The sequence below is a fragment of the Bacillus massiliglaciei genome (genome assembly GCF_900098925.1).
Lineage (GTDB): Bacteria > Bacillota > Bacilli > Bacillales > DSM-1321 > Peribacillus > Peribacillus massiliglaciei.
The window spans coordinates 79,130-104,836 of the sequence record NZ_LT622355.1 but is presented as its reverse complement, the minus strand read 5'-3'; the positions used below and the strand labels follow the sequence as shown (position 1 = coordinate 104,836).

Genomic DNA, 25,707 nt, shown 5'->3' with positions numbered 1-25,707 from the left:
AGACCGTCTTTCCATCTTCCCTCATGAGAGGGAAGAAACTATCCGGTATTAGCTCCGGTTTCCCGAAGTTATCCCAGTCTTACAGGCAGGTTGCCCACGTGTTACTCACCCGTCCGCCGCTAATCTCCGGGAGCAAGCTCCCTTTGATTCGCTCGACTTGCATGTATTAGGCACGCCGCCAGCGTTCGTCCTGAGCCAGGATCAAACTCTCCGAAGAATGTTTGACTTGCTCATAGAAGTGCTGGCATTAACATACGTTAATGGTCAACATTACTTTTTTGAATAGTGTTAGTTCACTATATATCGTACGCTTACGCTTTGTTTTGTTCAGTTTTCAAAGAGCAACCAGCTGCTTCATCAGCAACTTTTAAAGTATAACACGATACCGATTAGTTGTCAACTTCTACGAAGTTGTTATACTAATTTTAAAATCACTTGTTTTAAAAGCAACCATTTCATCTTATCATTTTCAATATAAGAAGTCAATAGTTTTTTTAAAAACAATTTCTTGTAAAAGAGATGATTTCGTGTACCTCGTTAATACTTTATCTATGTTACCTGCATATGGACAATTAGTCAATCCTTTTTCAAAAATACTTTTAATGAATTTTCAGGGCGTCTTTCTCTTATTTCATTTGACCTTCTTTAAGAAACCATGATACATTATAACCAAGTAAACTAATCAGAATAATAATGTTTGTGGTTCCATTCTTAAAAAGCAGAAAGAGGAGATAATATGTCGTTATACCCGATTTTGCAAGGCGCTGAACCTATTTTTCTATCAGGCAATTCAATTGGCATCCTCATCTGCCACGGGTTCAACGGAACCCCTCAAAGCATGAAATATCTTGGGACACGTTTCGCTGAACAGGGCTTCACAGTATCAGTTCCACGTCTCAGAGGCCACGGCACAGATGTATTGGATATGGAGAAAGCTTCTTATAAGGATTGGATTGCAGATTTACTGACTGCTTATGAAGAACTGAAGAAAACATGCAGCGAAGTGTACATCCTCGGACAGTCCATGGGAGGTGCTTTAGCACTGGAAATCGCATCAAAGACAGCATGTGATGGAATTATGACGATCAATGCAGCTCTACAGGTCCCTGAATACGAAAAATATAAAGGGTCGTTAACTCCAAGATTTTTGTCTGAGGGAGAGCCTGATATTCATAATAAAGAAGCAGAAGAACTAACGTATGATCAAGTGCCGCTGAAAGCAGTCAGGGAACTGCTGAAATTGATGGAAAGAGTTAAAGGAAAATTGAGTCAGGTGAACTGTCCGGTTTTGGTCCTTTATTCTCCTGAAGACCATGTCGTTCCGGCAAGCTGTTCTCTGGAATTGTATGATTCTGTTTCTTCCAAGGAGAAAGCTTTAATCAAATTGGACAGATCCTATCATGTCGCTTCCCTTGATTTTGATCAAGACAAGATTGTGGACGAGGCAGCCCGGTTCATTGTCCAGGTGTCTAAGGAGCTCAGGGTTTCTTAATCTCCCCCTCTCCTCGTTTATTCCTATTACAAGCGGGTATAAAGGTAAGAAGACATGACAAAGGAGAGGATTTTAATGGGTGATTTATCTGATAAGCTAAAAAGCACTGTCAATAAAGTCAAAGGCGAAGTGAAGGACCAGGCCGGCAATGCCCAAAATGATCCTGAACTGCAGGCAGAAGGCAAGAAAGATAAATTAAAAGGCAAGCTCCAAGACGGCATCAGCCGGTTAAAAGACTGATCCTGTCAAAAAAGAAGCCTCTGTTCTCAAACAGGGGCTTCTTCATGTCTTTACTATGAAAGAGAACGTATCAGTCGGCTTTAATCATGACGACACACATATCATCCGGCTGGTCCTTCTGCATGTCTTTCGGAAGCACATAATCTATTGGCTGCTGATCCTGGCGGCATTCCCAATAGTTCGAAGCAACTTCCCTCAATCGTTCGAGTCCCTCATTGGCATCCGAATCCAACGCTTCCATGACACCGTCTGTAAATAATAAAATTTGAATGTTATTTTGATATTCTATAATAGATTTGCTGATTTTCATTTCAGGGAAAAGTCCAACAGGGGTGCAGCCTTTATCCATTTCGATCATCTGGCCGTCATCAAGACGGGCATAGCCCGGCGGATGGCCGGCATTCACATATTCCACGGTCTTTTTATTTGTATCAATGATCAGATAAACGGCCGTAAAATAATAGTGAACCAGATTTTCAGATTTGTTCAGCAAATTCATCCATCTGTTCAGCTCCGTGATCACCGAAACCGGATCCGTATGGATTCGAATAGCATCACGCAGGACAGAGGAAATAAACATGCACACCAAGGAAGCTGTAATCCCATGTCCCATCATATCCAGCAGAATGATTCCATATCGATTTTGATCAATTTTATGCCAATAATACATATCACCGGCCAGTTTATTGGCCGGGAGATGGGAAGCATTTATGAAAAAATGGTCATTTACTATCGGTTCACTGAGCAGGCTGGTTTGGACCTGCATCGATAAATCCAGCTCATTGCGGATTTTTTCATCCTGCATTTTATGCCAGTCTTTTTCATATTTAAGCCGCAGGCCCACCCGGATCCTCGCCAGCAAGTCGATTTTATTAATCGGTTTCATAATATAATCGATTCCGCCGACATCGAGCGCTTCGGCCACTTTGTTGGAATCTTCCAGGGCTGTGACAAATATGACCGGTATATCCCGGAGGTGCGGAATATTTTGCAGACGCCGGCACGCCTCGATTCCATCGATTTCAGGCATCATGATATCCAGCAAGATAATATCCACCGATGTTTCGACCGGTTTTTCGCTGTCCACCTGTAAATAATCAAACATTTCTTTTGCTGAATTCAATGAAACGAAGTCTGTGTATCCCGCCCGTTTTAATATTTTCTCTATAACGAAAAGGTTGACCTTGTTATCATCTACGATTAATATTGTCATTCTCTACTTCCCCTTTTGGCTTATATCGAGCGACTTTATCTATCTTATGTATTATATATGTCGTATCAACCGTATTCTGTTTATTTCTCTTAAATCCTTTATCAACCATCCTTTAATTCATCGGTTAAAAAATTGTTTAGCATGACCTTATTTAATACCCGCTATCCTTCTATCTTAAACCTTCTTTTTTAAACTTTCTTCTATAAGGCTCTCAAAATACCCGTTTCTGCTTTCAGCCAGATCCCAGACTCATTTCCATCCTGATTCAAGAAAAAGAGGATTGCCGCATCGGCAATCCCCTCTTTTATTTCTTTCTGTAAATCTTTTCTGTACTGTCGAATTCAAGATAATTATCGGTAAACGGCGTGGAGCGAAGGGTCTCCTTGCTTCCGATTCCTATGAAGCCTCCTGTGCATAGGCTGTCATAAAATAATTGGTTCACCTTTGTCTGCAATTCCCCTGTGAAATAAATCATGACATTCCGGCACATTATGATATGAAATTCATTAATGGAACCATCCGTTACCAAATTATGCTGAAAGAAGACGATATTCTTTAGAATTTCTTCGTTCAGATAAGCATTTTCATAGTCTGTCGAATAATACTCCGAAAATTCCCGGTCTCCGCCAGCCTGAATATAATTCTTCGTATAGGACTGCATCCTGTTCAGCGGCAATATGCCCTTCTCCGCCTGTTTCAGAACGTTCTCATTCATATCGGTGGCGTATATTTTGGCTTTATCGTATAAGCCTTCCTCATAGAGAAGGATGGCCATGGAAAAAGCCTCCTCCCCCGTTGAGCAGCCCGCATGCCAAATCCTGATTTCAGGCAGTTCGCGCAGATGAGGAATCACAGTATGGCGAAACGCTCTGAAAAAATCAGGATCACGGAACATCTCGGTCACATTAATCGAGAAATCATTCAGCAATTTTTCCACAAAGCCTTTTTCATGGAGAACTTTTTCAACCATCGTGCTGATCCGTCTGATCCGGTCCATCCTCATCCTGTTTTCAATCCTTCTTTTGATGGAAGAACGCATATAGCTTCGGAAATCAAAACCAGACAATCGATACACAGCTTCAAGCAATAAATCAATTTCTATATTTTCTTTTTCTTCTTGCGTTAATGTGTCTTTCATTCAAGGACCTTCCTTACCCGTTCCGTTTAATTCGTTAGCCAGACACGAAGGACCGATAATAACTGGTCAATCTTCAGCGGTTTGCTGACATAGTCTGATGCGCCTGCCTTTAAGCATTTTTCTCGGTCGCCCTTCATCGCTTTCGCTGTCAGCGCAATAATCGGCAGTTCCTCAAAACGGGGTTCCCTGCGGATTCTTGTCATCGTTTCATACCCGTCCATTCCAGGCATCATGATATCCATCAGAACGGCGTCTATATCATTCTCCTGTTCCATGATTTCTAAACATTCGAATCCGTCTTTTGCCGTTATAATCTGCATGCCTTCTTGCTTTAAGGCCTTTTCCAGAGCATATATATTGCGGTGGTCATCATCGACTACGAGAACCTTCTTCTTGCAGAAAGGATTAGAAGATTGCTCCTCTTCTTCCGCAGCCAGAATTTCCTCTTCCGGATCCTCCAAAGTTTCTGGTTCATTTTGCGAAGCTGCTACTTCCGGAATGGCTCCAAGAGATTGGTCAATGGCCTGCTGCTGCCCGTTCGGAAGGCTTGGCACAAAGAATGTGAACGTGCTGCCTTTGCCTTCTTCACTGTCGACTACAACCCAGCCGCCAAGCAGTTTGGCAAACTCCCGGCAGATGGAAAGTCCGAGGCCTGTACCGCCATATTTGCGGACGGTCGCTCCGTCTCCCTGCTGGAAGGCTTCAAAGATAATCTTCTGTTTCTCTTTTGAAATACCGATTCCGGTATCGCTCACTTTAATTTCAAGCCATGTATCTGAAAGCTCGGTATTAATCCACTGAGCAACATACTCTTCTTCTGCCTTTTTAACAGAAACCTTAACCGATCCTTCTTCAGTAAACTTGAAAGCATTGGATAAAAGGTTTTTCAAAATTTGTTGAAAGCGCTGTTCATCCGTAAAGATAATATCCGGGACAGCCGGGTCTTTCACGACTTTGAATTCGATTCCTTTTTTCTTAGCGACATGGTCAAAATTTCGGTGCAGCTGGTCTGGAACTGTACTCAAATTCATTTCATCAAACGAAACTTCAAGTTTTCCGACCTCAACCTTTGATAAGTCAAGAATGTCATTGATCAAGTTCAGCAGATCCTGTCCGGAAGAGTTAATCACCCGGGCGAATTCCTGCTGTTCTTCTGTCAGCTGGGAGTCTTCAGAATCTGACAGCATTTCAGATAATATCAGAATACTGTTTAATGGCGTCCTTAATTCATGGGACATATTGGCCATGAATTCTGATTTGTATTTCGAGCTTAGTTTAAGTTCTTCAGCCTGCTGTTCCAAGTTGGACTTGGCTTCCTGCAGCAAGCGGGATTTTTCTTCTGCTTCCCGGTTTCGTTCTTCAAGCTGTTCATTAATCATTCTCAGCTCTTCAGCCTGTGTCTGCAGTTCTTCTGACTGGGCCTGCATTTCCTCAGACTGGGATTGCAATTCTTCAGATTGAGCCTGTAATTCTTCTGTTTGGGCCTGTGATTCTTTCAGCAGGCGCTCGATTTCCATTCTTCCTTCGACATTGTTGATGGTAATGCCGAGCGTTTCTAATACACGTGCCAAGAAGGTCTGCTCTAAGTCTGTGAATGGTTTCAGGCTTGCCAGCTCGACCATGGCCACAACCTCATCCTCAAAAACGACCGGAGCCATCAAAATGCTTTTTGGTTTTACTTCGCCGAGACCTGTTGTAACCAGCTGATATTCATCCGGGATATCGTGAATGATCTGAGAACGTTTCTCCAAAGCCGCTTGGCCGATCATCCCTTCGCCCATTTTGAATTCCCGTCTTCCTGCTCCGTCCCCTTCGCCGGCAAAATCAGCAAGCTTCACGAATCTCGAATCCTTGCCTGTGCCTCTGCGAACATAAAACGCGCCGTAAGTAGCACCGATCATCGGTGCCAGACGGGTCATAAAACGGTCCGCCAGCACTTCCATATCTACAATCCGCTGATACATAGTCGCAATATCCGCCAAACGGGTTTGAATCCAGTTCTGTTCACTGATCTTTGTAGTGAACTCTCTTTCTTTTCGGCTGTACGTTTCCAAAGAACTAGCCATTTCATTGAATGACTTGGCAATCTCGCCGATTTCATCTTCAGTTCTCACCTTAATACGGGGAAGCTCCGTTAAATCGCTGTAATCAATATTCTGGATGACGCCTGTAATAGAACGCAGGTCTCTGGACGTGCTGCGCATCATCCAAAGAATAATTGCAGAAATGATAACAATGCTGAACAGAACGGTAATTGCCGTGAAGAGCATTAAGTTGCTGTACGATTTCTCAGAGTCTGCAAGCGTCTCATTCATGATATTTTCCTGATAATCTTTGAAGTTCTCCAAAGCTTCGATGACCTTGGTCCGCTTATCTTTCTGTTCATTCATGAGAGCGGATAAATCACCGCTTTCTTCATTCGATTGAATGCTTTGAATGATAGCCGACTGGGTGATTCCATAAGTCGTATATTGGGTTTCGAACTCCTTCAGCAGCTTATCCGCCTGCTGTGTGTTGATAATACTTGATAATTGTGCGATGTCCTCTTCTATCACTCTCTGATTCTCATTAATAGTCTGGATACTTTCTTCCGCTTCCTTCTTATTGGCTTCATTCGCGGCAAATAAGATTTCACGGTCAGATTGAGAGAATAACTGACGGACTTCCATGGCAAGCTGCACTTTGACATACCGATCTTTCACAATTTCGGTCATATTGCTCTTCATGGTGTTGAGCGAATAGACTAAAATCGTCAGCAAGAACGTCAGTAAGATCAAAATCATGCCAAAACCGAGTAACTGCTTCTTCTTAAAGCTCATTGATCACTCCTGCTTTCTATTAATGGGATTTATATATGGGAAGATGGATGATTGATTAGAAACTGTCTTCATTCATTCTATAACTTTGTCATCAATGATACCAATCACCATTTTACCATTTTTAATAGGAAAATAAGAGTTTCCAGCTTTTAATCTTGCTTTGCCCTATTAAAAAAATATGGAAGATTCCCCATATTGAGCAAAAAACCGAAAGGCATAAGCTCTCGGTTTTTTTGGTGTTATATTTTTTTTGCCTCAACGTATAGAATATGGTGTCCGTCCATTTCCGTCACGGTAAATTCGCAGCCCTCGAATTCTGCTTTGTCTCCTACCGATACATCGAATTTTCCGGTCAGCATCCAGCCGCCTAACGTATCGATATCATCTTCCGGCAGGTGAATTCCGAGTGTATCATTGACATCCTCAATCAAAGTCTTTGCATCGAAAATGTACTGCCCTTCTTTCACCTTTTGAATTTGCGGGCGTTCATCCTGGTCAAATTCATCCCGGATTTCTCCGACGATTTCCTCAAGGATGTCCTCAACAGTCACGATTCCCGCCGTGCCGCCGTATTCGTCCGTTAAGACCGCCATATGGATTCGTTCCTTCTGCATCTTAAGCAGCAAATCATGAATCGGAATCGTTTCCAGAACACGGATGATTGGGGTAATGAAAGAATCTACTGTCAGGGTGGAAACATTCGCTTCCGTAATGGTCGCCGTATACAGCCGCTTCACGTTAACCATCCCGACGACATTATCTTTATCTCCGTCGATAACTGGATAGCGTGTATATTGCTCTTCCTGTATCGTTTCAATCACTTCCAGCAGGGACGTCCCTGTTTCAATCACTGTCATCTCGGTGCGGGGCACCATGATTTCATTGGCAATCCGTTCATCAAATTCAAAAATCTGATTTACATATTTATATTCAGATTGGTTGATTTCCCCGCTCTTGAAGCTTTCGGACAAGATAATACGCAGTTCTTCTTCCGAATGCGCTTCCTCTGATTCGGATGCCGGTTTTAATCCAAAGATACCGACCAGCAGCCTTGCCGATCCGTTCAAAATCCAAATGAACGGGAACATGATCCGGTAAAACCAAATCAAAGGCTTTGAGAACAAAAGCGTAATCTGCTCGGCCTTCTGAATCGCAACGGTTTTAGGAGCAAGCTCCCCGATTACCACATGAAGGAAGGTAACGGCTGAAAAGGCAATTAAGAAAGAAATAATATGAGAAACGGCTTCATCTAAACCGATCTTTTCAAACAGCGGAAGAAGAATCGCTTCTACCGTCGGTTCTCCGAGCCAGCCCAGTCCCAAGGCTGTCACAGTGATTCCCAGCTGACAGGCCGACAAATATTCATCCAGATGGCTGACGACCCGTTTTGCCGCGAGTGCATTCTTATGTCCTTCCTCAATTAGCTGATTAATTCTTGAACTTCTTACCTTTACGATGGCAAATTCCGATGCCACAAAAAATGCGGTCAGAGCAATCAACACGGCGACTGCCAATAATTTAATCGTTATATCAAATGTATCCAATATGTATGGGTTATTCTGAAACAGCCAAACCAGCTGTTTTAAAATAATGTCCCAAACACCTCCTGCTTCATAAAATTTTCTTCTTCGAATTTAGTTCCCTTTATCTTTCTCTTAAACAGTCCTGTTTATTGGCTTTCGTAAAAAAACATCCTCAGCTAAGCAAAACAAGCAGAGACTGAAGCAAGACGGCACTTTCGTGGGATAATTGCTTTTTCAGCCGTTTTTCCTTGCTCTCATCCTTTTCAATAAGATAGATCGCCTTCTGCAGTTCTTCATTCAGTCCATGCATCCGGTCATTTAACTGCCTGCCTGTATCGTCCAGTTCTGCTGCTTCCCTGTCAGCCTGAAGAATCGTCTTAATCTCTTCAAGTGAAAAATGATTTTGTTTGAATTCAACAATCCGGTGCAGTTTCTCCAATTCACCCACCTGGTAGATTCGGTAATTGGAAGGTGAACGTTCTGCCTGCAATAAACCAATATTGGTGTAATAATCGACGGTCCGCTTTGTCACGCCCGCCATCTGGGCTAATTCTCCAATTTTCAAATACACATTCCCAATGTCATCCCTCCCAAACTGTCACGTGATGGTTTTAGGAAATAAAGACACATCTTCTCTTTAAATGTACTGCAAGATGGTACAAAGCACAAATTTTCATTACCTCTTTATACCCGCTTCTGGAAAAGAGTAAGCGTTCATTTCCTTTCCATAAAAAAAATCGGGCGCTAAGTCCCGATTCCGTTTCTATATGATGTTAAACTGCTCTCTTTTTATTTTTAACTGTTAAATGATCTGTCAGAAGTCTTGGCCCGCAATTGCACAGGACGGAATGTTTTAACTTTTTCATGGGCGCTCCGCAGGTTTTACAAATATTCACTGGCATATTAAACGCCTCCTTGGAATCTTTCATGTATTCTATAATTCTATACAAACATTATACTAAATTGATAATAATAATCAATACTAAATTATAATAATTATAATTTAATCTCGAGCATGATTTCTTTTCAAAATAAGAAAACCAGGATAAAATGAAGAAAATAATTCTTATAAGGAAAGTTGGTTTTATGATGAACTCCATTCCCCGCCCGCTCGTACGGACCAATCAATGGGTGATATTCCTAAGCGCTCTCATCACCTTGGTTTTCGGACAGTATTGGATCCTTGCCATTCCTTTGGCCGCCGGTCTGCTCGGACTTTTTTTCAACTTTAATCCGGTGATGCGCTTTGCCAAACTGTTCTTACAAAAGCCTGTGAATCAATATATTCCGGAGGATGCGCAGCAGCAAAAATTCAATCAGCTGATCGCCGTAACCTGCCTTGGTCTTGGTCTGATCAGCTTTTCGCTCAGCTGGGAAATAGCAGGCATTGTGTTCACCGCTTTGGTCGGGATTGCCTCCTTTGTCGCCATTCTCGGATTTTGTATCGGCTGTTTTATCCATTTTCAATGGAAGCAATATATGTATCGCCGTTCCGTCCGCATGAAAAAGTAACCATATCAAGATAACTAAGCAGAACCTTATTGGGCGGATGTGAAACCATCCGCGGCAACCCCTTTGAATTCCGGCTATTTTTTTTGAAAGATCGATTATATTGCCGAGCGCCGTGGTAAAACCTAAAATAAGGATATAAGTAACGTGAAGAGGTGAGCAGCATGAAAATCGTTTGTTTCGGGGACAGTTTAACAAGAGGAATCTCCTTTGTGAGGGGCAGAATGAGGATCATTAAAGATAACTATCCCGCCGCCCTGTCTAAACTGGCCGAATCCCTGCCTTTTGTGGAGGTGTTAAATAAAGGAGTTTTTAATGATAATTCAGATCTTCTTGTCAGCCGTCTGGAAAAAGACGTACTGTCCGAACAGCCCGATATTGTGCTGATTGAAGTCGGCGGGAATGACTGTAATTTTAAATGGGAGGAAGTTGCTGAGAACCCGGCACACAAGCATGAGCCGATTGTGCCGATTGACCGCTATCTGGAGAATATCACCCTGCTTGTCAAAAGTTTTCAGGAAAAGCACATTACCCCTTTCCTTTTGACGCTGCCTCCGCTTGACCCGGCCAGATATTATGGAAATATTGCCGGGAAATTCGGCCCTTCCCTCGGCCATTTCATTTCCTGTGTCGGAGGAATTGAGCATTGGCATGGAATGTATAACCGCAGGCTAAAAACGCTTGCACATGAATTAAAGGTGCCGTTGATTGATGTTCGGACCCATATTAAATCAGCAGGGGATCTCCGCCAGCTGATCAGTGATGACGGCATTCACCTGACTTCGGAAGGGTACGGCCAAATGAGCCGAATTGTCTTTGAAAGCCTGCAGAATCATCTCCAGCTGAACCGTGCTTCTCAATAAGAACTGGGAGGCTGGGACATAACTAAAAATATTCATCACTAAATACGAATATTTAGGATCGAAAAAGTTCTTTTATAGAAAAAAACCGAACTATTCAACATTCTTATTATCGAATGATGAATCCCAGTTCGGTTTTTTTCTTTGGCTGAAATGCTTTTGTTCCAGCCTCTTTCCTTAGGTCCGTTTTCATCCAGCCCTCCAAGATTCTTAAAGGCTGTTAATTTCCACATTTTCCGGCAGCTTGAATGGGTTGGTCTGATTGATGCGGTCATAAAACATAACCCCATTCAAATGATCGAATTCATGCTGAAAGACAATCGCCGCAAACCCTCGGAGGCGCACTGTAAATTCTTCTCCATTTTCATCAAAGGCTTTCGCTTTAATTCGTTCATAGCGGGGAACATATCCTTTAATATCCCGGTCAACAGAGAGACAGCCTTCACTTTGAGGCAGGTAAATCATCGCCGTGGAATGGCTGATGATCTTCGGGTTCACCACTGCCCTTTCGTGAAGCTTTCCTTTTTCATCTGTAAAATACATAACAAACATCCGTTTGTCGAGGCCAATTTGGTTTGCGGATAAACCGACACCCTCCCTAAGATTGTACTTCCTTGCCAACTTCGGGTCTTGGCTGTTTTTCAAATACTGCATCATGCATGCAAGAGTGTCTCTGTCCTCTTCTGATACAGGCAGAGGAACCTCCGCCGTTTCCTTCCGCAGAATCGGGTCTCCTTCTCTCACAATATCCTTCATCGTAATAATGTAGTCTTTTGTAAATTTACTCATATTGATCACACTCAGCTATCTTTATTTTTTTGGTAAATTCACTGTAGCATTTCACCTGCAAAATGTCTATTTAGACGGGCGGATATTCGCTCAGGAATCCCGATTTTTCTATGCCAATCCTCCAAGATCCTTCACATAAAAAAGAATACTCTGTGCCTGAGCTCCTAAAAACAAGAAGAGTCATTTTTATTTGAAAGAAGATGGTTACAAAGTTATACTGTCTTTTAAAGATAGGCGGATTATTCCGGAATTATGGATAAACCAGCTATCTATTACATTATTTACCTGTAATTTTAAAGTCTTTTTACCTATTAAAATAGGTTTAAAAATTTTATACTGTATATATATTTTAAAAGGAGATGGAGAATTGAAGTCGAACTCAAAATTTGTTTCGAAGCTGCTGCCGTTACTTACGGCGTTCATTGTGATAACCGCTGGGATTACATGGTTTGTGATTGAGCAATCCAAAGTGACAGCCATCCCCTTTTCTTCCGTTGAGAAGACGATTCAGGCCCAAAACGGGGCTGCCGTTAAAATAGAAGAAAGCAAAAACGGGAAGCTGCATATCACGACACCAAGCGGTGAGTTTGTTACTAACGTCCCGCCTAACAGCCAAATGGTCAATAAACTTGTCGAAACTTATAATGTTCAGTACTCTTTTTCATCCGCGAACCAAATGGGCCTGTGGATTCTGACCGGTTTCCTTTTAACAGTAATCGGCTCAGCATTCTGGATCCATAAAAAGTCCGGCGGAGCAGCTGCGGTCGGCAAGAAAAAACAAAGCCTTTCCACAGCCCGTCCTCTTCCAAACATTACCTTGAACGATGTAGGCGGAATGCAGGCAGAAATTAAGCAAGAAATCCTGCAGACCCTTTCCATCCTAAAAGAACCGGAGCGTTCAGCCAAAATTGGCATTAAACCGCCGCAGGGACTTCTTTTATACGGCCCTCCCGGCACCGGAAAAACCCTCCTTGCCCAAGCGATTGCCAAGGAGCTCGATGCGAATTTCTTTTCAGCCAGCGGATCTGCCTTTAATGAAATGTTCGTCGGCGTCGGCGCATCCCGTGTACGAAGCCTTTTCCAAAACGCCCGCAAGCAGAAGCCGGCTGTCATCTTCATCGACGAAGTGGATGCATTGGCAGGCAGAAGGAAACCGCAGGGCGGGGAAGAAGCAGAAAAAACACTGACAGAGCTGCTTGTACAGCTGGATGGAGGCCATTCAAATGACGGTATCCTGTTCGTTGCAGCAACCAACCGAAAAGATATGCTCGATGAAGCCTTCCTGCGTCCAGGCCGGATTGATTTTTCCTTCCTGGTTCCCCTTCCCGATACGAAGGGAAGAAGGGAAATTATCGACATCCATGCCAAAGGAAAAAAGCTGGCTGCTGATGTTGCGGACTCACTTGATGAACTGGCAGAAAGCACTTCTGGATTTTCCGGAGCGGATTTAAGTTCCTTATTTGAAACAGCTTCCAGGCATGCCCTTCGAAACGGCCAGGAAATGATTGAAAAAGTGGATTTAGACTATGCAATAGACCGGACGATTCTCGGAGCCACATCCCGGACAATGAGCGATCCGGCAACCAAGCACAGGGTGGCCATCCACGAAAGCGGCCATGCTCTTATCGCAGCCATCACGAAACCTGGTTCAGTCCGGAAAGCAACCATTATTCCGCGCGGCGAAGCACTTGGCTACGTCGCCCCGATTCAAAAAGAGCTTCACCTCTCAACAGCAAGCGAGCTGCTTGACCAAGTCAAAATGATCCTTGCCGGCGGTGTTGCAGAAAGAATGTATTTGGGTGAGCACAGCATCGGTGTCAGCGGTGATGTCAAACAAGCGAAGCATGTCCTTGAACAGATGGTCGAAACCGGCGTACTGCAGGACGGATTCACCCTGACATTCAGCAAAGCGGATAAAGAAAAGAAAATGCAGGAACTCTTCCATGAAGCCATTCTGGAAACCGAAAAAATCATTGATGCCAATCGGGTTCAATTTGAAGAATTGGTCGAAGCCCTGCTGAAGAAAGAAACATTAGAAGGTTCCGAAGTCGAAGAAATTGCACGGCGTGAAGCACCGGAGCTTGTCTTAGTCTAAAAGACATTCAGCACAACGCTATAAACTGTTTCATTAAAAACAGGCTGAGACAGAAGCAGAAAATTCTTAGAATGAATAAGAATCTATCGTGAGAAACGGATCTTTTATAAATGGATTGGAGTGGAGGGGCGACTCCTGGAGGAACAGCACGAGGGAGAGACTGCAGGCTCGAGCCGTGCCCCCGGAAAAGCGTCCCTAAAACGGAAATCCATGCAGCATAAGTGAAAAATATCAAATTTCTCTGTGAGGAATTTGATATTTTTTTGTCCCAGACTCTTTCCATCTGACTGGATCCTATTTTCTTCACAAATAAGGAGAGGCCAAAAGCACGGCCTCTCCTTACTTTTATCCTCCAGCAACATTTAGTTCACAAACTGAACTATTCAATGTTTCAACGATAAAACGCCGTCTATGAATCTGTCAATATCTAGTAAATCGATTCTTCCCTTGTTTAAACTCCTGCTGATTCGGGAAAAAGCAGGATAAGCACACAAACCACTATTCGAGGAGGAATAAATCATGGCCCAACAAACAATGGATACCGAAAAGAACAGCAAACTGTTAAAAGGGATTTTGATTGGAGGAATTGTCGGCGGTGCCATCACTCTGCTCGACTCCACTACTCGTAATAAGGTCAAGCAATCTGCCGTCATGTTAAAGAATAATTCCAAGGATATTGTCAGCCAGGTGAAAGAAGATCCATCCGGCGTGAAGGAGCAAATGGTCTCTGGCGTTAAAGAAGCGACAAATACAATCAAGGAAGTCGTCAATGACGCCGAAGCCCTCTATGAATCTGTCAATGAAGATGTCATGGATAAAGTGGACCAAGTGAAGGAAATCGCTCAAGATACAATGTCCACTGCCCAGGATGCCAAAGGCGAGGTCAAGGATCTCGGCGGAAAAATGGCAGAAGCCGGAACCAAGCTGAAGGCCGTGCCGGATTCATTAAAAACAGACTCTCCTTCTGATCTAGATCCAGAAACTGGGATCGAGCCAAGCTCACAGTTCTCTTCTAAACCGCCGGTAAATAATCATTAAAAAGCTGAGACATAACTAAAATGTTCATCACTAAATACGAATATTCAGGGTCAAAAAAGTCCTTTCATAGAAAAAATCCGAACTATTCACCATTCTTTTTCTCGAATGATGAATCCCAGTTCGGATTTTTCTTTGGCTAGAATCCTTTTGTCTCAGCCTCTTGGTTGTATAACAATTTATTATTCTAAAAATTCCCGTTTTTGCTTCTGTACGAGGTTCTTTCTAACAGATTAAAGGGTGAACTGGCTTTCATACAATCTTGAATAATATCCTCTCTTCGCCAAAAGATCAGCGTGCGTTCCCGCCTCGATTATTTCCCCGCCGTCAATGACAAGAATTTGATCTGCATGCTCAATCGTTTTTAGACGGTGGGCAATGACAAAGCTCGTTCTGCCTTCCATCAAACGGTCGAGTCCTTTCTGAATCTCCATTTCTGTCCGGGTATCCACACTCGATGTGGCTTCATCCAAAATTAAAATGTCGGAACCGGCCAAAATCGCTCTGGCAATCGCCAAAAGCTGGCGCTGGCCCTGACTCAGATTGGAGCCGCCGGAAGCGACAGCCGTCTGGTACTGGTCTGGCAGATGCTTGATGAATCGATGGGCAGAAGCTGTTTTCGCTGCCTGTATCACTTCCTCATCCGTTGCATCCAGCCGCCCGTACCGGATATTGTCCATGATAGAACCGGAAAACAAGAAGGTATCCTGCAAGACAATTCCAATGTTCTTCCTAAGCTCCCTCAATTGATACTCTTTAATCTCTCGTCCGTCAATTCGAATATTCCCGGAATCTGTATCATAAAACCGCATCAGCAAGTTAATGATCGTCGTCTTCCCAGATCCCGTTTTTCCGACCAGCGCAATCTTCTCGCCTGCTTTTGCAGAAAAAGTGATGTTCTTCAACACAGGCTTCCCCGCATCATAGCTGAAATGCACTTGCTCAAACTTCACATCCCCGCGAAAGGCGGAAACCGGAAGCGCTTCTTTGCGGTCCTCCAGTTCCGGAGCTTCATCCATTACCTCAAATGCCCGTTCCGCTCCGGCAATCGCCGACTGGAAAGTATTCAGCAGATTGGAAAGCTGATTAATCGGACGGAAGAACTGCCGGGAATACGTCACAAAGGCCGCGATAATCCCGACGCTTGCCATTCCCTGTACTGTCATGACTGCACCGACCCCGATGACCAATCCTAGTCCCAAGTTGTTAATAAAGTTATTAATCGGGCCAAGGAAGCCGGAAACCGTATCGGCCGACATAGCGGAATGACGAAGCCGCTCATTCACCTCAGAAAACTTGCCGTACATCTGTTTCTCTTTACTGAACAGAGTCACGACCTCAAGCCCTGAAATGGATTCCTCTACACAGCCGTTCAATTCCCCTAAATCCCGCTGCCTTTTAATGAAAAAATGGCTGCTGTACTTGATGATCTTCTTCGTGGTAAACATCATCAATGGAATAACAAGGAGAACAGTCAAAGCCATGATCCAATTCATAGAAAACATCGCAATGGCTACCCCCGTCACCATCAGCAGCGTGGAGAAAATCTGAATCACACTCTGGCTCAGCGCATTGTTCAGGCTTTCCACATCATTGGTCACCCGGCTCATCAGATCCCCGTGCGCCCGCTTGTCAAAAAACCTTAAGGAGAGGACCTGGAATTGATCAAATAAATCCTGGCGCAGCTGACGAATCGTATGGAGGGAAACTCGGACCATCATATAGTTCTGCAGCCAGGTAAACACAGACATCAGCGTATAAACGGCAGCCAAAATACCAAGCAGGCGGAACGTGCCGAACGTATCCTTTGGAATAATATATTGGTCTACCGTTACCCCAATTAAATAAGGGCCCAGCAGGCCAAGCAAGGTGGAGAGAATCACAAAAAAGATCGAACCGGCAAGCGGTGCCTTCTGTTTTTCCATGTAGCGCCAAATTCGTTTGATTGTCCCTTTTCGGTCTTTGGCCTTAACGACCGGGCCGCCAAAACCGCGCGGACCCCGGGCCCTCCTCATCGCATCGGCTGCCGGTTTTGCCATTGGCTGATTCATGGTGTCTTCACTTCCTTTCCGCTCTGAGCCGTATAAATATCCGTGTAAATCTGGCTTCGTCCCAGCAATTCCTCATGTTTTCCCTGTGCAGCAAGAGCGCCGTCCTCCATAACGAGGATTTGGTCGGCATCCCGGACGGAAGAGATTTTAGAAGAAATGATAAACACGGTAGACCCTTCAAATCTTTCCTTCAAGGAACTTTGGACGGCGGCTTCTGACAAGGCATCAATGGCTGAAGTCGAGTCATCAAGAATCAAAATCTTCGGATTCCTGATGAAGGCCCTCGCCATCGACAGTCTTTGCTTCTGTCCGCCAGACAGATTCACTGCCCCCTGCATGACCTCATATCTGAATCTTCCTTCAAGTTTTTCGATAAACTCCATCGCTGCAGCCTGTTCAGCAGCGTCTTCCAGCTCAGCGTCGGTTGCATCCTCTTTACCGAACCTCAGGTTTTCATCAATCGGACCGGCAAATAATGTCGCCTTCTGCGGCACAAAACCAATGCTGCTGCGCAGCTGTTCTACTGAATAGTCCCGAATATCCTTTCCATCCAGAAGAATAACTCCTGAATCGGCAGCATACAGACGCGGAATAAGCTTGGCAAGCGTCGATTTTCCGCTCCCGGTCGTCCCAATGATCCCAATCGTCTCCCCTGGTTTGGCTCGGAATGAGATATCCTTCAGGACATACTCGCCATTTTTGCTGTAGCTGTAGGATACATTCCGGAATTCCACTTCGCCGGCAGCAGCCGGGACATGAACAGGACTTTCAGGTTCCTGAATATCTGCTTCTGTATCAAGCACCTGCCGAATCCTTTCCGCAGAAGGGAAGGAACGCGTAATCTGCATCAACACATGGCTGCTCGAAACAAGTCCGTTCATAATAATGTTTAAATAATTGATAAACGCAAGAATCATTCCGATCTGGATCGTTCCGGCACTGACCTTAATCACGCCCAGCCATAGACCGGCTACTACTCCAAGATTCACAATAAACAGCATGATCGGCATTAACGTCAGGATGACCTGCTCCGCTGACATCGTTCGTTTCGTCAGCTTGTCATTCACTTTCCTAAACTGGCCCTTTTCATAATCCTGGCGGTCGAAAGCCTTTATAACCCGGATGCCGGCCAATGTTTCCTGCAGCTTGGTATTGACCTGATCCAGCGCTTTCTGAACCTTGCCAAAGAGCTTACCGGATTTGGCAGAAAAGAAATAAATAATCACCATTAACACCGGGATCACGACGAACAGAACCGGGAACAGCGGGCGTGCCGTGAACCAAACAATAATCACACTGCCGATAAACAACAGCGGACCCCTGACAAAAATCCTCAAGGTCATCATCAAGGACTGCTGAACAGCGGCAATATCATTTGTCACAATCGTAATCAGCTTTCCAGCCCCGAAAGCATCCGTATTGGAGCTGGAAAACTGCTCGATTTTCCAAAATACATCCCGGCGGACATCCGCTGCAAAATGGACTGCCGCCTTCGTACTGCAGAGGGAGCTCCCCGCTCCGCCGATGAGACCGATTACAGCGGCCAGAAGCATAAGCAGGCCAAGCTTCAGCACATATCCCCGGTCATCATTGGCAATCCCCGTATCGATAATATGCTGCATAATAGCCGGCTGCAGCAAATCCATTCCTACCTCGATACACATCAGAAGCGGTCCTAAAACGGCAAACAGTGTATATGGCTTTACATAGGCAAGCAATCGCTTCAAAGACTGCATGAAGTTACCCCCTTATTTTCCCGTTCTTCAGGCGGTCTGTAACAGTATTCAGAAACACAGCTAATTCTTTCGCTTTCTCCTGACTGCCCCGCGCCTCTTTGACTGCCTTTTTCAGCTCTTCTTCCCAGCTCATCATGGAAGCTCTCAATTCCGTGAATTCTTCTGAATTCCGCCAAATCATCTTTGCTTTCCATTCTTGCCAAAAGTCCGTTTCCTCTTTAGTCCGCCATTCCTCCACCTTCTCTTTACCGGTCCCTGTAATGCGGTAGATTTTTTTATCTGCATCATCCAATTCAATCAGCCATTGATCCGTAAGTTCCTGCAAAGCAGGATACACCGTACCGGCACTCGCAGCATAATGCCCTTCCGACCGCACCTCCAGCTCTTTCATAATCTGATATCCATTCAATGGTTCATCCTTCAGCACATGCAAAATGGCCAGCCGGACAAATCCCCGCCGTTTTCTCATATCGATTCCTCCTCACTATATATCGATAATATTAAACGATATATCGGAATATATCAATCGATATACATAAAAAAAACCCCGCTTCCTTTCTGAAGGCGGGGATTCCTCTTTTGAATCAATTGATTGATTTAAGACCGGAGCCAGCTCCAGGCCTCTTCCGTTTCGTCCATGTTGAAGTGTTTAGCTTCAATTCCCGGAAGAAGGTTTCCGACTGAAGCAGCCGCTTTAATCCAATTTTTATCACCGACCACCGCAAACTTTTGGAATTGCTTCCATTTTTTTGCGTCGAATTTCATACCTTCCACTAATCCCTTCAGTGTCGAGCCGTCCACATCCCGGATAACGGCGAGGACGTTAAATTCCCGGTCCCCAAACTTTTCATTAACATGGGCATCGAGAACAGCCGCATCTTCGCCTGCAGCCTTCCCGTCAAACTCCACCGCAAGCACTCGTTCATCTTTGGATGGCATAATACGCAGCATGCAAATCCCTCCCTTTTTACCCTTAACATAACCCGGCAGAGAAAGAATCAAACATGCCGGAGAGCAGGCCCGAATTTCAGGATTCCAATTTATTCACAATATCATGCTCTTTTTTCTTTTCTTCCAGCCAGGCTGAGTATTCGGTTTGGATTTTTTCTGCCAGCAGGGCATCCTTTATTTCTTCTTTACTGTCTTCTAAATTAGGCTCCTTCGCTTCCTGAATATCCGTCACCTTAATAACATGATAGCCATAATCCGTTTTAACCGGTTCGCTGACTTCATTCACTTTCAGGTTAAAGGCTGCCTTCTCAAATTCCTCAGTCATGTCTCCTTTGCCAAAGTAGCCAAGGTCCCCGCCCTTTTCCTTATTATCCGTATCCGTTGAATATTCCTTGGCAAGCTTCGCAAAATCTTCGCCTGCCTTCAGCTTCTTCTCCACTTCTTCAGCTGTTTTCTTATCCTTTGTTAGAATATGGCTGGCCTTCACCTGTTCCTCATTCGCAAAGGACTCTTTATTTTCATCAAAATAGTTACTGATTTCTTCATCTGTTATCTCAATTCTCGGCTCAAGCAATTTTTTTGTTTTCACATACACGGCGATTTCCTTTTTTAATTCCGCCATGGAAGAGCCGCTTGCTTCCAACTGTGAAACAAGGGTATCCTCGTCTCCGTATGTCTCCAATAAACGATCGATCTCCTTCTGAATGTCGGAGTCCTTTACCTGCACCTTTTCTTTCTTGGCCTCCAGATCGACAATTTTATCCGCGATCATCTGCTCCAGCATATCGCTTCCATATTGCTCAGCCAGCTTATCGTAAAGCTCTTGTTTTTTAATTTTCTCCCCGTCAATGCTTGCCAAAGTATCCTTTTCACCCATCAGCACAAAGCACAGCACAACCGCCGCTGCCAATAAGACACTTCCTGCCCATATATACGTTTTCGAATTCATGAATAGGTTTCTCATCATTCTCTCCCTTTGCTTTTTTTATCAAGGCTACCGGAAGATTATTAAGAAAACCTTAAGACAGGCCAAGGCTGGTTTCCGGCTCAGGGCCAAAACAGCATGAGAGGAGAAAGGGCTGCCCCGGTCAATCGCCTTTCGCTTGGGCAACCTTATTCTCAAGAACACCGATTTTATCGATTTCAATCCGGACGGTATCGCCGTCTTTCAAGAACGTTTGAGGATCACGCGCAAACCCGACACCCCCAGGAGTTCCGGTCAAAATGAGATCGCCCGGCTCCAATGTCATCAGATTGGATAAAAACTCAACCAGATAGCCGACATTAAATACTAAGTTTTCCGTATTCGATTTCTGCCGTTCCTCCCCGTTGACGGTCAAGCGGACCTCAAGACCTGATGGATCGGACAATTCATCTGACGTTACAATCCATGGTCCCAGCGGCACGCTTCCATCCACCGCTTTTCCTTGCAGCCACTGCAATGTGCGGCGCTGAATGTCCCTGTATGTAACATCATTGGCAATCGTATAGCCGGCCACATAGCGAAGCGCCTCTTCCTTCTCTACATTCTTTGCCCTTTTTCCCATGACAAAAGCAAATTCCGCCTCATAATCCAGCTGCTCAGAAATCGGGTAAAACGGAATGTCATCATGCGGCCCGATGACCGCGTTGGCAAATTTAGCGAAAACAACTGGGAAAGGCGGCATCTCACGTCCCATCTCCGCAATATGCTCCCGGTAATTCTGTCCGACACAGATAATTTTCCCCGGCTTCTGAACCGGGGCCTCTATTTTCACATCTTCCAGCCGGTGAATAAGAGGGTGCCGGAAAGACTCCCTGTTCGCCAAAGCAAAACGGACTGATTCCTCTGCCATGGAAAGACTCTCGTCTCCGCCCTGCAAAAACCCTTCCATATCCGCCGGCACAAACGCTTCTGCAATGAATTCGAAGCGAAGCTTCCCCTCTGATTCCAGCTTAGCCTGGCATGCATAATTCAAATCGATCACTTGTTGGTCCTGCACCGCTCCGATTCTTGTATATCCTTCACGTCTAAAAGTCACTAGTTTCATGTATGGCCAATCTCCTTTTAACAAAAGTATTCTTTGACAGAATCCAGCTGCCCGACCCGCATTCGCGAATAATATAGCATAATTTTCAGAAAATAAGTAAAGTTTTTGTCCAATTAAAAAAATCCGGCAGGGATGAATGCACTTCACCCCAAACCGGTCTTCATTTCCGATGCATCTTAAATTCTAGGAACAGCTCATTGTAATAGGCTAAATTCTTCTTCCCAACGTTCTCGTACACCTCAAGCTTCTTTGTCAGATCAGGTGACGGATAAAAGCGTTCGTCTTCCGTCATTTCCTTTGGCATATACTTCAAGGCCGCTTTATTCGGTGTCGAATAGCTGACATACTCTGTATTCTGTGCCGCAATCTTTGCATCCAAAATGAAATTGATGAACTGATGTGCTCCTTCAATATTTTTGGCTGTCTTTGGGATGACCATATTGTCAAACCACAGATTCGAGCCTTCTTCCGGAACGGCATATTCCAGGTCTTCATTTTCATACATAATTTCAGAAGCGACACCTGACCAAACAAGGCCGATGGACGCTTCCCCATTTTCCAGAAGCATCCGGTTTTCATCCCCGACAATCGCCTTGATGTTCGGGGTGAGCGTATCAAGCTTTGCCTTTGTTTCCTTGAGGTGTTCCGGATTTGTATCATTCAGGGAATAATTCAGGCTGTTCAGCCCCATCCCCATGACTTCCCGGGCCCCGTCTATCAACAGAATCTGATTTTTCAAATCAGGATCCCATAAGTCATTCCAGCTGGTAAAATCTTGATCGACGAGCTTTTTATTATACACAATGCCTACGGTTCCCCAAAAATAAGGAACAGAATATTTATTATCCGGATCAAACGGCAAATCCATGAAACGATCATCAATATTCTTTAAATTTGGCAGTTTCGAATGATCAAGAGGGATGAGCAGGTCTTCCTGAATCATTTTATCAATCATATATTCCGACGGCACAGCCACATCGTAAGCCGTACCGCCCTGTTCAATCTTCGTCATCATCGCTTCATTTGAATCAAATGTTTCATAGACGACTTTTATCCCAGTCTCTTTTTCAAATTCATCAATCAGGGCACTGTCAATATAGTCTCCCCAGTTATACACCGTCAGCGTATTGCCTCCGGAATATCCTTGAGACGAGTTCAGGCTTGAAATAACATACAGCAGAATAGCGGACACTATGGCTATCGCTGCAAACATACGGACCAGCTGTTTCATTTTTTGCCCCCCATTCCTGCAGGCCTGTGATGGCGCTGTGCAATAAAGTAATACACAATGACAAGCACCAATGTGAAGAGGAATAACAGCGTAGAAAGGGCATTGATATTAAGGGAGATACCCCTTCTTGCCAAGGAATAAATTTCAACAGAAAGCGTTGAAAATCCGTTGCCCGTTACGAAAAATGTGACGGCAAAGTCATCCAGAGAATACGTCAGCGCCATGAAGAATCCAGCGAAAATGCCCGGCGTGATATAAGGAAGAATAACCTTCGTAAGCACATTCCAGCGGCTGGCGCCCAAATCCCGGGCCGCGTCCACAAGCGTTGGGCTCATTTCCTGCAGCTTAGGCAGCACGAGCAGCACGACGATCGGAACACTGAACGCTATATGAGACAGCAGGACCGAATAGAACCCAAGCCTGATTCCTGCCATCGTGAACAGGATCAGGAAAGAAGCTCCGATAATGACATCCGGACTGACAATCAGCACATTGTTTAAAGAGAGCAAGGTATTCTGCCTTTTCCGGCTCCGCACATTATGGATCCAAAGGGCCCCCAGCACCCCGATAATCGTCGAGAGAAGCGAAGAAAGCAGCGCGATGACCAGTGTATTCAGAACAATGATAAGCAGTCTGGTATCCCCAAAAAGCTCTTTATACCAATCCAGCGTGAAGCCTTCAAACTCGTACATATTGCCGGCACTGTTAAATGAGTAAAAAATCAAAAAGAAAATCGGCGTATATAAAATCAGGAAAATCAGCAGGATAAACAGCTTCGATAGAGGCGAAAGCTTTTTTTGCAACCTACACACCCCTCTTTCTGCTGCCCGTTAAGAGCATAATGACAAACATAATAATGACCAGGAACACAGCAATGGTGGAACCCATGCCCCAATCCTGGGTAACAAGGAAATTCTGTTCAATGGCCGTTCCCAATGTAATCACCCGGTTTCCCGCAATCAGCCTTGTCAGCATGAATAAGGACAGTGCCGGAATAAAAACAACCTGGCAGCCGGCTTTCACCCCGTCCAATGTCAGCGGAAAGATGACCCGGCGGAATGTTGTCCAGCGGGACGCCCCCAGATCGCTTGCCGCATCGAGCAGCGTTGGATTTAATTCATCCAGCGCATTAAAGATCGGCAAGATCATAAATGGGATGAAAATATAAACCGACACAAAAACAAAACTGAAATCCGTAAACAGCAGCTGCCGGGCGCCGACCCCGATCACTTCCAAAAAGCTGTTGGCCATCCCGTATGTTCCAAAGATGCCAAGGAACGCATATGCCTTCAGCAGCAGATTGATCCAGGAAGGAACGATGATCAAAAGAAGCCATAACTGCTTATGCCTTGTTTTCGTCAGCAAATAGGCCGTTGGATAGGCAATAAGCAAGGAAATCGCTGTAATCAGGAATGCATACCAGAAGGAGCTCAGTGTCATCATCAAATAAACCGGTGTGAAGAATTTCCGGTAATTAACGAGTGATGCATTGCCTTCAATATCAAAAAATGAATAATACAGAATTAGCAAAAGCGGTGCAACAACAAAAAGGACGATCCATAAACCGTACGGCAGGAAATACAGATTGCGGGTCAGCTTATTCTTCATCATTTTCACCGTCATGGTAGGACTCTAAGCGGCGGTCAAATTCCTCTTCCGTTTCACCAAGACGCATAACGTGGATGGCCTCCGGGTCAAAGTAAAGCCCGATTTCTTCACCGACTGTCGCCTTTTTCGTCGAATGGACGAGCCACTCATTCCCATCGCTGTCATACCCGCTGATTTCATAATGAACCCCGCGGAACAGCTGAGAATCAACTTTCAAATGAAGCTTGCCCCGGTCTACCGCCGTAATTTCCAAGTCTTCCGGGCGAATGACAATCTCGACTGATTCATTCGGATTCAGCCCCTGATCCACGCACTCATACTCTCGTCCGAGGAATTCCACCTTATAATCCTCAATCATTCTGCCCTCAACAATGTTGGATTCCCCGATGAAATCCGCTACAAAACGGTTAATCGGCTCATCATATATGTCAATCGGCGTTCCGCTCTGTTCAATGCTTCCGGCATTCAGGACAAAGATTTCATCCGACATGGCCAGGGCCTCTTCCTGGTCATGTGTGACGAAAATGAACGTGATGCCGAGACGCTGCTGCAATTCCCGAAGCTCATACTGCATTTCAGTCCGAAGCTTAAGATCTAGAGCAGACAGCGGTTCATCGAGCAGGATCACTTCCGGCTCATTCACAATCGCCCTGGCGATCGCGACACGCTGCCGCTGTCCTCCAGACATCTCCTTAATTTCCCGTGTCTCATAGCCGGTCAGATTGACAAAGCTTAACGCTTCCTTCACCTTCGCCTCTACTTCTGCATTTTTCATTTTCTTGATTCGCAGGCCAAACGCTACATTTTCAAAGACATTCAAATGGGGGAAAAGCGCATAATCCTGGAAGACGGTGTTAACCTGGCGCTTGTTGGCCGGCACATCGTTGATTCTTTCCCCTTTAAAATAAATATCGCCAGATGTCGCTTCCGTGAACCCTGCAATCAGGCGGAGTATCGTCGTTTTTCCGCATCCAGACGGTCCCAGCAAAGTATAAAACTTGCCCCGTTCAATCTCAAAGCTGACATCATCCAATACAGGCGGATCTTCGTCATACTGTTTTGTTACATGTTCAAAGCGAATAATGGTCTCGTTCGTCATAGGGACCTCCTTTTAGTTCTTTATTCTGCACGTCCTATGGAAGGATACTTGGATGGCTTTTATAATCCGCACAATGACTTCAGCTTCTCATGCTTTTTATCTACATGCACGGTGCAATGGAATACCCACTATTATACCGTTTTCTGCAACATCCTGTATGATTTTACAGACAAATTTCTCACATTAATTTCTCCGGAACATTTTCCAGAGAGGCTTACGATCCAGCATTCTGGGCCTGTTTGAACTATTTAATCAATCGTTTGATTAAATAGCAGGCTCTGCGTCAGG

22 protein-coding genes and 1 rRNA gene are annotated in these 25,707 nt (G+C 44.7%); 6 read left to right on the top strand and 17 right to left on the bottom strand.

From position 1 onward, the window contains the following. Positions 1-217 (bottom strand): 16S ribosomal RNA (locus BQ4305_RS04150); the annotation flags it as partial. A 519-nt stretch (positions 218-736) separates the two neighbouring features. On the opposite strand from BQ4305_RS04150, the gene BQ4305_RS04145 reads away from it, so the two are divergent. Next, positions 737-1,492: an alpha/beta hydrolase gene (locus tag BQ4305_RS04145; protein ID WP_110926596.1), complete on the top strand. Its 756-nt coding sequence runs from the start codon at positions 737-739 to the stop codon at positions 1,490-1,492. Between the two features lie 75 nt (positions 1,493-1,567). Further along, entirely contained in the window at positions 1,568-1,732 is a 165-nt protein-coding gene (locus tag BQ4305_RS04140) for a CsbD family protein (protein WP_110926595.1), read from the top strand. Between the two features lie 70 nt (positions 1,733-1,802). Here the strand turns inward: BQ4305_RS04140 and BQ4305_RS04135 are convergent, their stop codons facing one another. From BQ4305_RS04135 to BQ4305_RS04115, 5 genes are all read right to left on the bottom strand, one after another. After that, positions 1,803-2,945: a fused response regulator/phosphatase gene (locus BQ4305_RS04135; RefSeq protein WP_110926594.1), complete on the bottom strand. Its 1,143-nt coding sequence runs from the start codon at positions 2,943-2,945 to the stop codon at positions 1,803-1,805. 304 nt (positions 2,946-3,249) lie between these two features. Then, positions 3,250-4,083, bottom strand: coding sequence for a CheR family methyltransferase (locus BQ4305_RS04130; RefSeq protein ID WP_110926593.1), 834 nt, complete (start codon positions 4,081-4,083; stop codon positions 3,250-3,252). A gap of 26 nt (positions 4,084-4,109) precedes the next feature. Next, positions 4,110-6,902 carry a response regulator gene (locus tag BQ4305_RS04125; RefSeq protein WP_110926592.1) on the bottom strand — a complete coding sequence of 931 codons (2,793 nt, stop codon included), beginning with the start codon at positions 6,900-6,902 and terminating at the stop codon, positions 4,110-4,112. 239 nt (positions 6,903-7,141) lie between these two features. Then, positions 7,142-8,446: a hemolysin family protein gene (locus BQ4305_RS04120; protein WP_110926591.1), complete on the bottom strand. Its 1,305-nt coding sequence runs from the start codon at positions 8,444-8,446 to the stop codon at positions 7,142-7,144. 151 nt (positions 8,447-8,597) lie between these two features. Next, a complete protein-coding gene (locus BQ4305_RS04115) occupies positions 8,598-8,990 on the bottom strand; it encodes a MerR family transcriptional regulator (protein WP_199880546.1) in 393 nt (130 codons plus the stop codon). Positions 8,991-9,511: 521 nt separating this feature from the next. On the opposite strand from BQ4305_RS04115, the gene BQ4305_RS04110 reads away from it, so the two are divergent. Beyond that, a complete protein-coding gene (locus BQ4305_RS04110) occupies positions 9,512-9,937 on the top strand; it encodes a DUF4395 domain-containing protein (protein WP_110926589.1) in 426 nt (141 codons plus the stop codon). A gap of 161 nt (positions 9,938-10,098) precedes the next feature. Beyond that, on the top strand, positions 10,099-10,797 hold the full coding sequence (locus tag BQ4305_RS04105; protein ID WP_110926588.1) for an SGNH/GDSL hydrolase family protein: 699 nt from the start codon (positions 10,099-10,101) through the stop codon (positions 10,795-10,797). A gap of 207 nt (positions 10,798-11,004) precedes the next feature. Here BQ4305_RS04105 and def read toward each other — a convergent pair whose 3' ends face one another. Continuing rightward, on the bottom strand, positions 11,005-11,583 hold the full coding sequence (def, locus tag BQ4305_RS04100) for a peptide deformylase (protein WP_110926604.1): 579 nt from the start codon (positions 11,581-11,583) through the stop codon (positions 11,005-11,007). A 367-nt stretch (positions 11,584-11,950) separates the two neighbouring features. On the opposite strand from def, the gene BQ4305_RS04095 reads away from it, so the two are divergent. Beyond that, a complete protein-coding gene (locus BQ4305_RS04095; protein ID WP_110926603.1) occupies positions 11,951-13,678 on the top strand; it encodes an AAA family ATPase in 1,728 nt (575 codons plus the stop codon). A gap of 519 nt (positions 13,679-14,197) precedes the next feature. Continuing rightward, a complete protein-coding gene (locus tag BQ4305_RS04090) occupies positions 14,198-14,716 on the top strand; it encodes a hypothetical protein (RefSeq protein ID WP_110926587.1) in 519 nt (172 codons plus the stop codon). Positions 14,717-14,946: 230 nt separating this feature from the next. Here the strand turns inward: BQ4305_RS04090 and BQ4305_RS04085 are convergent, their stop codons facing one another. The 10 genes from BQ4305_RS04085 to BQ4305_RS04040 all read right to left on the bottom strand — a co-directional run bounded on the left by BQ4305_RS04085 (position 14,947) and on the right by BQ4305_RS04040 (position 25,419). After that, the gene (locus BQ4305_RS04085; protein WP_110926602.1) at positions 14,947-16,728 is read right to left on the bottom strand and encodes an ABC transporter ATP-binding protein; all 1,782 of its coding nucleotides are present in this window, start codon (positions 16,726-16,728) and stop codon (positions 14,947-14,949) included. Positions 16,729-16,760: 32 nt separating this feature from the next. After that, entirely contained in the window at positions 16,761-18,500 is a 1,740-nt protein-coding gene (locus tag BQ4305_RS04080; RefSeq protein WP_110926586.1) for an ABC transporter ATP-binding protein, read from the bottom strand. Between the two features lie 4 nt (positions 18,501-18,504). Then, the gene (locus tag BQ4305_RS04075) at positions 18,505-18,969 is read right to left on the bottom strand and encodes a PadR family transcriptional regulator (protein WP_110926585.1); all 465 of its coding nucleotides are present in this window, start codon (positions 18,967-18,969) and stop codon (positions 18,505-18,507) included. Between the two features lie 128 nt (positions 18,970-19,097). Further along, positions 19,098-19,451, bottom strand: coding sequence for a SpoIIAA family protein (locus BQ4305_RS04070; protein ID WP_110926584.1), 354 nt, complete (start codon positions 19,449-19,451; stop codon positions 19,098-19,100). 76 nt (positions 19,452-19,527) lie between these two features. Beyond that, complete coding sequence (locus BQ4305_RS04065; protein ID WP_234396868.1) at positions 19,528-20,400, bottom strand: peptidylprolyl isomerase; 873 nt, start codon at positions 20,398-20,400, stop codon at positions 19,528-19,530. Between the two features lie 139 nt (positions 20,401-20,539). Continuing rightward, positions 20,540-21,481 (bottom strand): fumarylacetoacetate hydrolase family protein, encoded by a 942-nt coding sequence (locus tag BQ4305_RS04060; RefSeq protein WP_110926582.1) that lies wholly within the window; start codon positions 21,479-21,481, stop codon positions 20,540-20,542. 160 nt (positions 21,482-21,641) lie between these two features. Further along, on the bottom strand, positions 21,642-22,712 hold the full coding sequence (locus tag BQ4305_RS04055) for an ABC transporter substrate-binding protein (protein WP_110926581.1): 1,071 nt from the start codon (positions 22,710-22,712) through the stop codon (positions 21,642-21,644). Further along, a complete protein-coding gene (locus tag BQ4305_RS04050; protein ID WP_110926580.1) occupies positions 22,709-23,515 on the bottom strand; it encodes an ABC transporter permease in 807 nt (268 codons plus the stop codon). Before BQ4305_RS04050 ends, BQ4305_RS04055 begins: the two co-directional genes overlap by 4 nt. Position 23,516: 1 nt before the next feature. Next, entirely contained in the window at positions 23,517-24,320 is an 804-nt protein-coding gene (locus BQ4305_RS04045) for an ABC transporter permease (protein WP_110926601.1), read from the bottom strand. Further along, on the bottom strand, positions 24,310-25,419 hold the full coding sequence (locus tag BQ4305_RS04040; protein WP_110926579.1) for an ABC transporter ATP-binding protein: 1,110 nt from the start codon (positions 25,417-25,419) through the stop codon (positions 24,310-24,312). The genes BQ4305_RS04045 and BQ4305_RS04040 overlap by 11 nt, the downstream gene beginning before the upstream one ends. Positions 25,420-25,707: the final 288 nt, after the last annotated feature.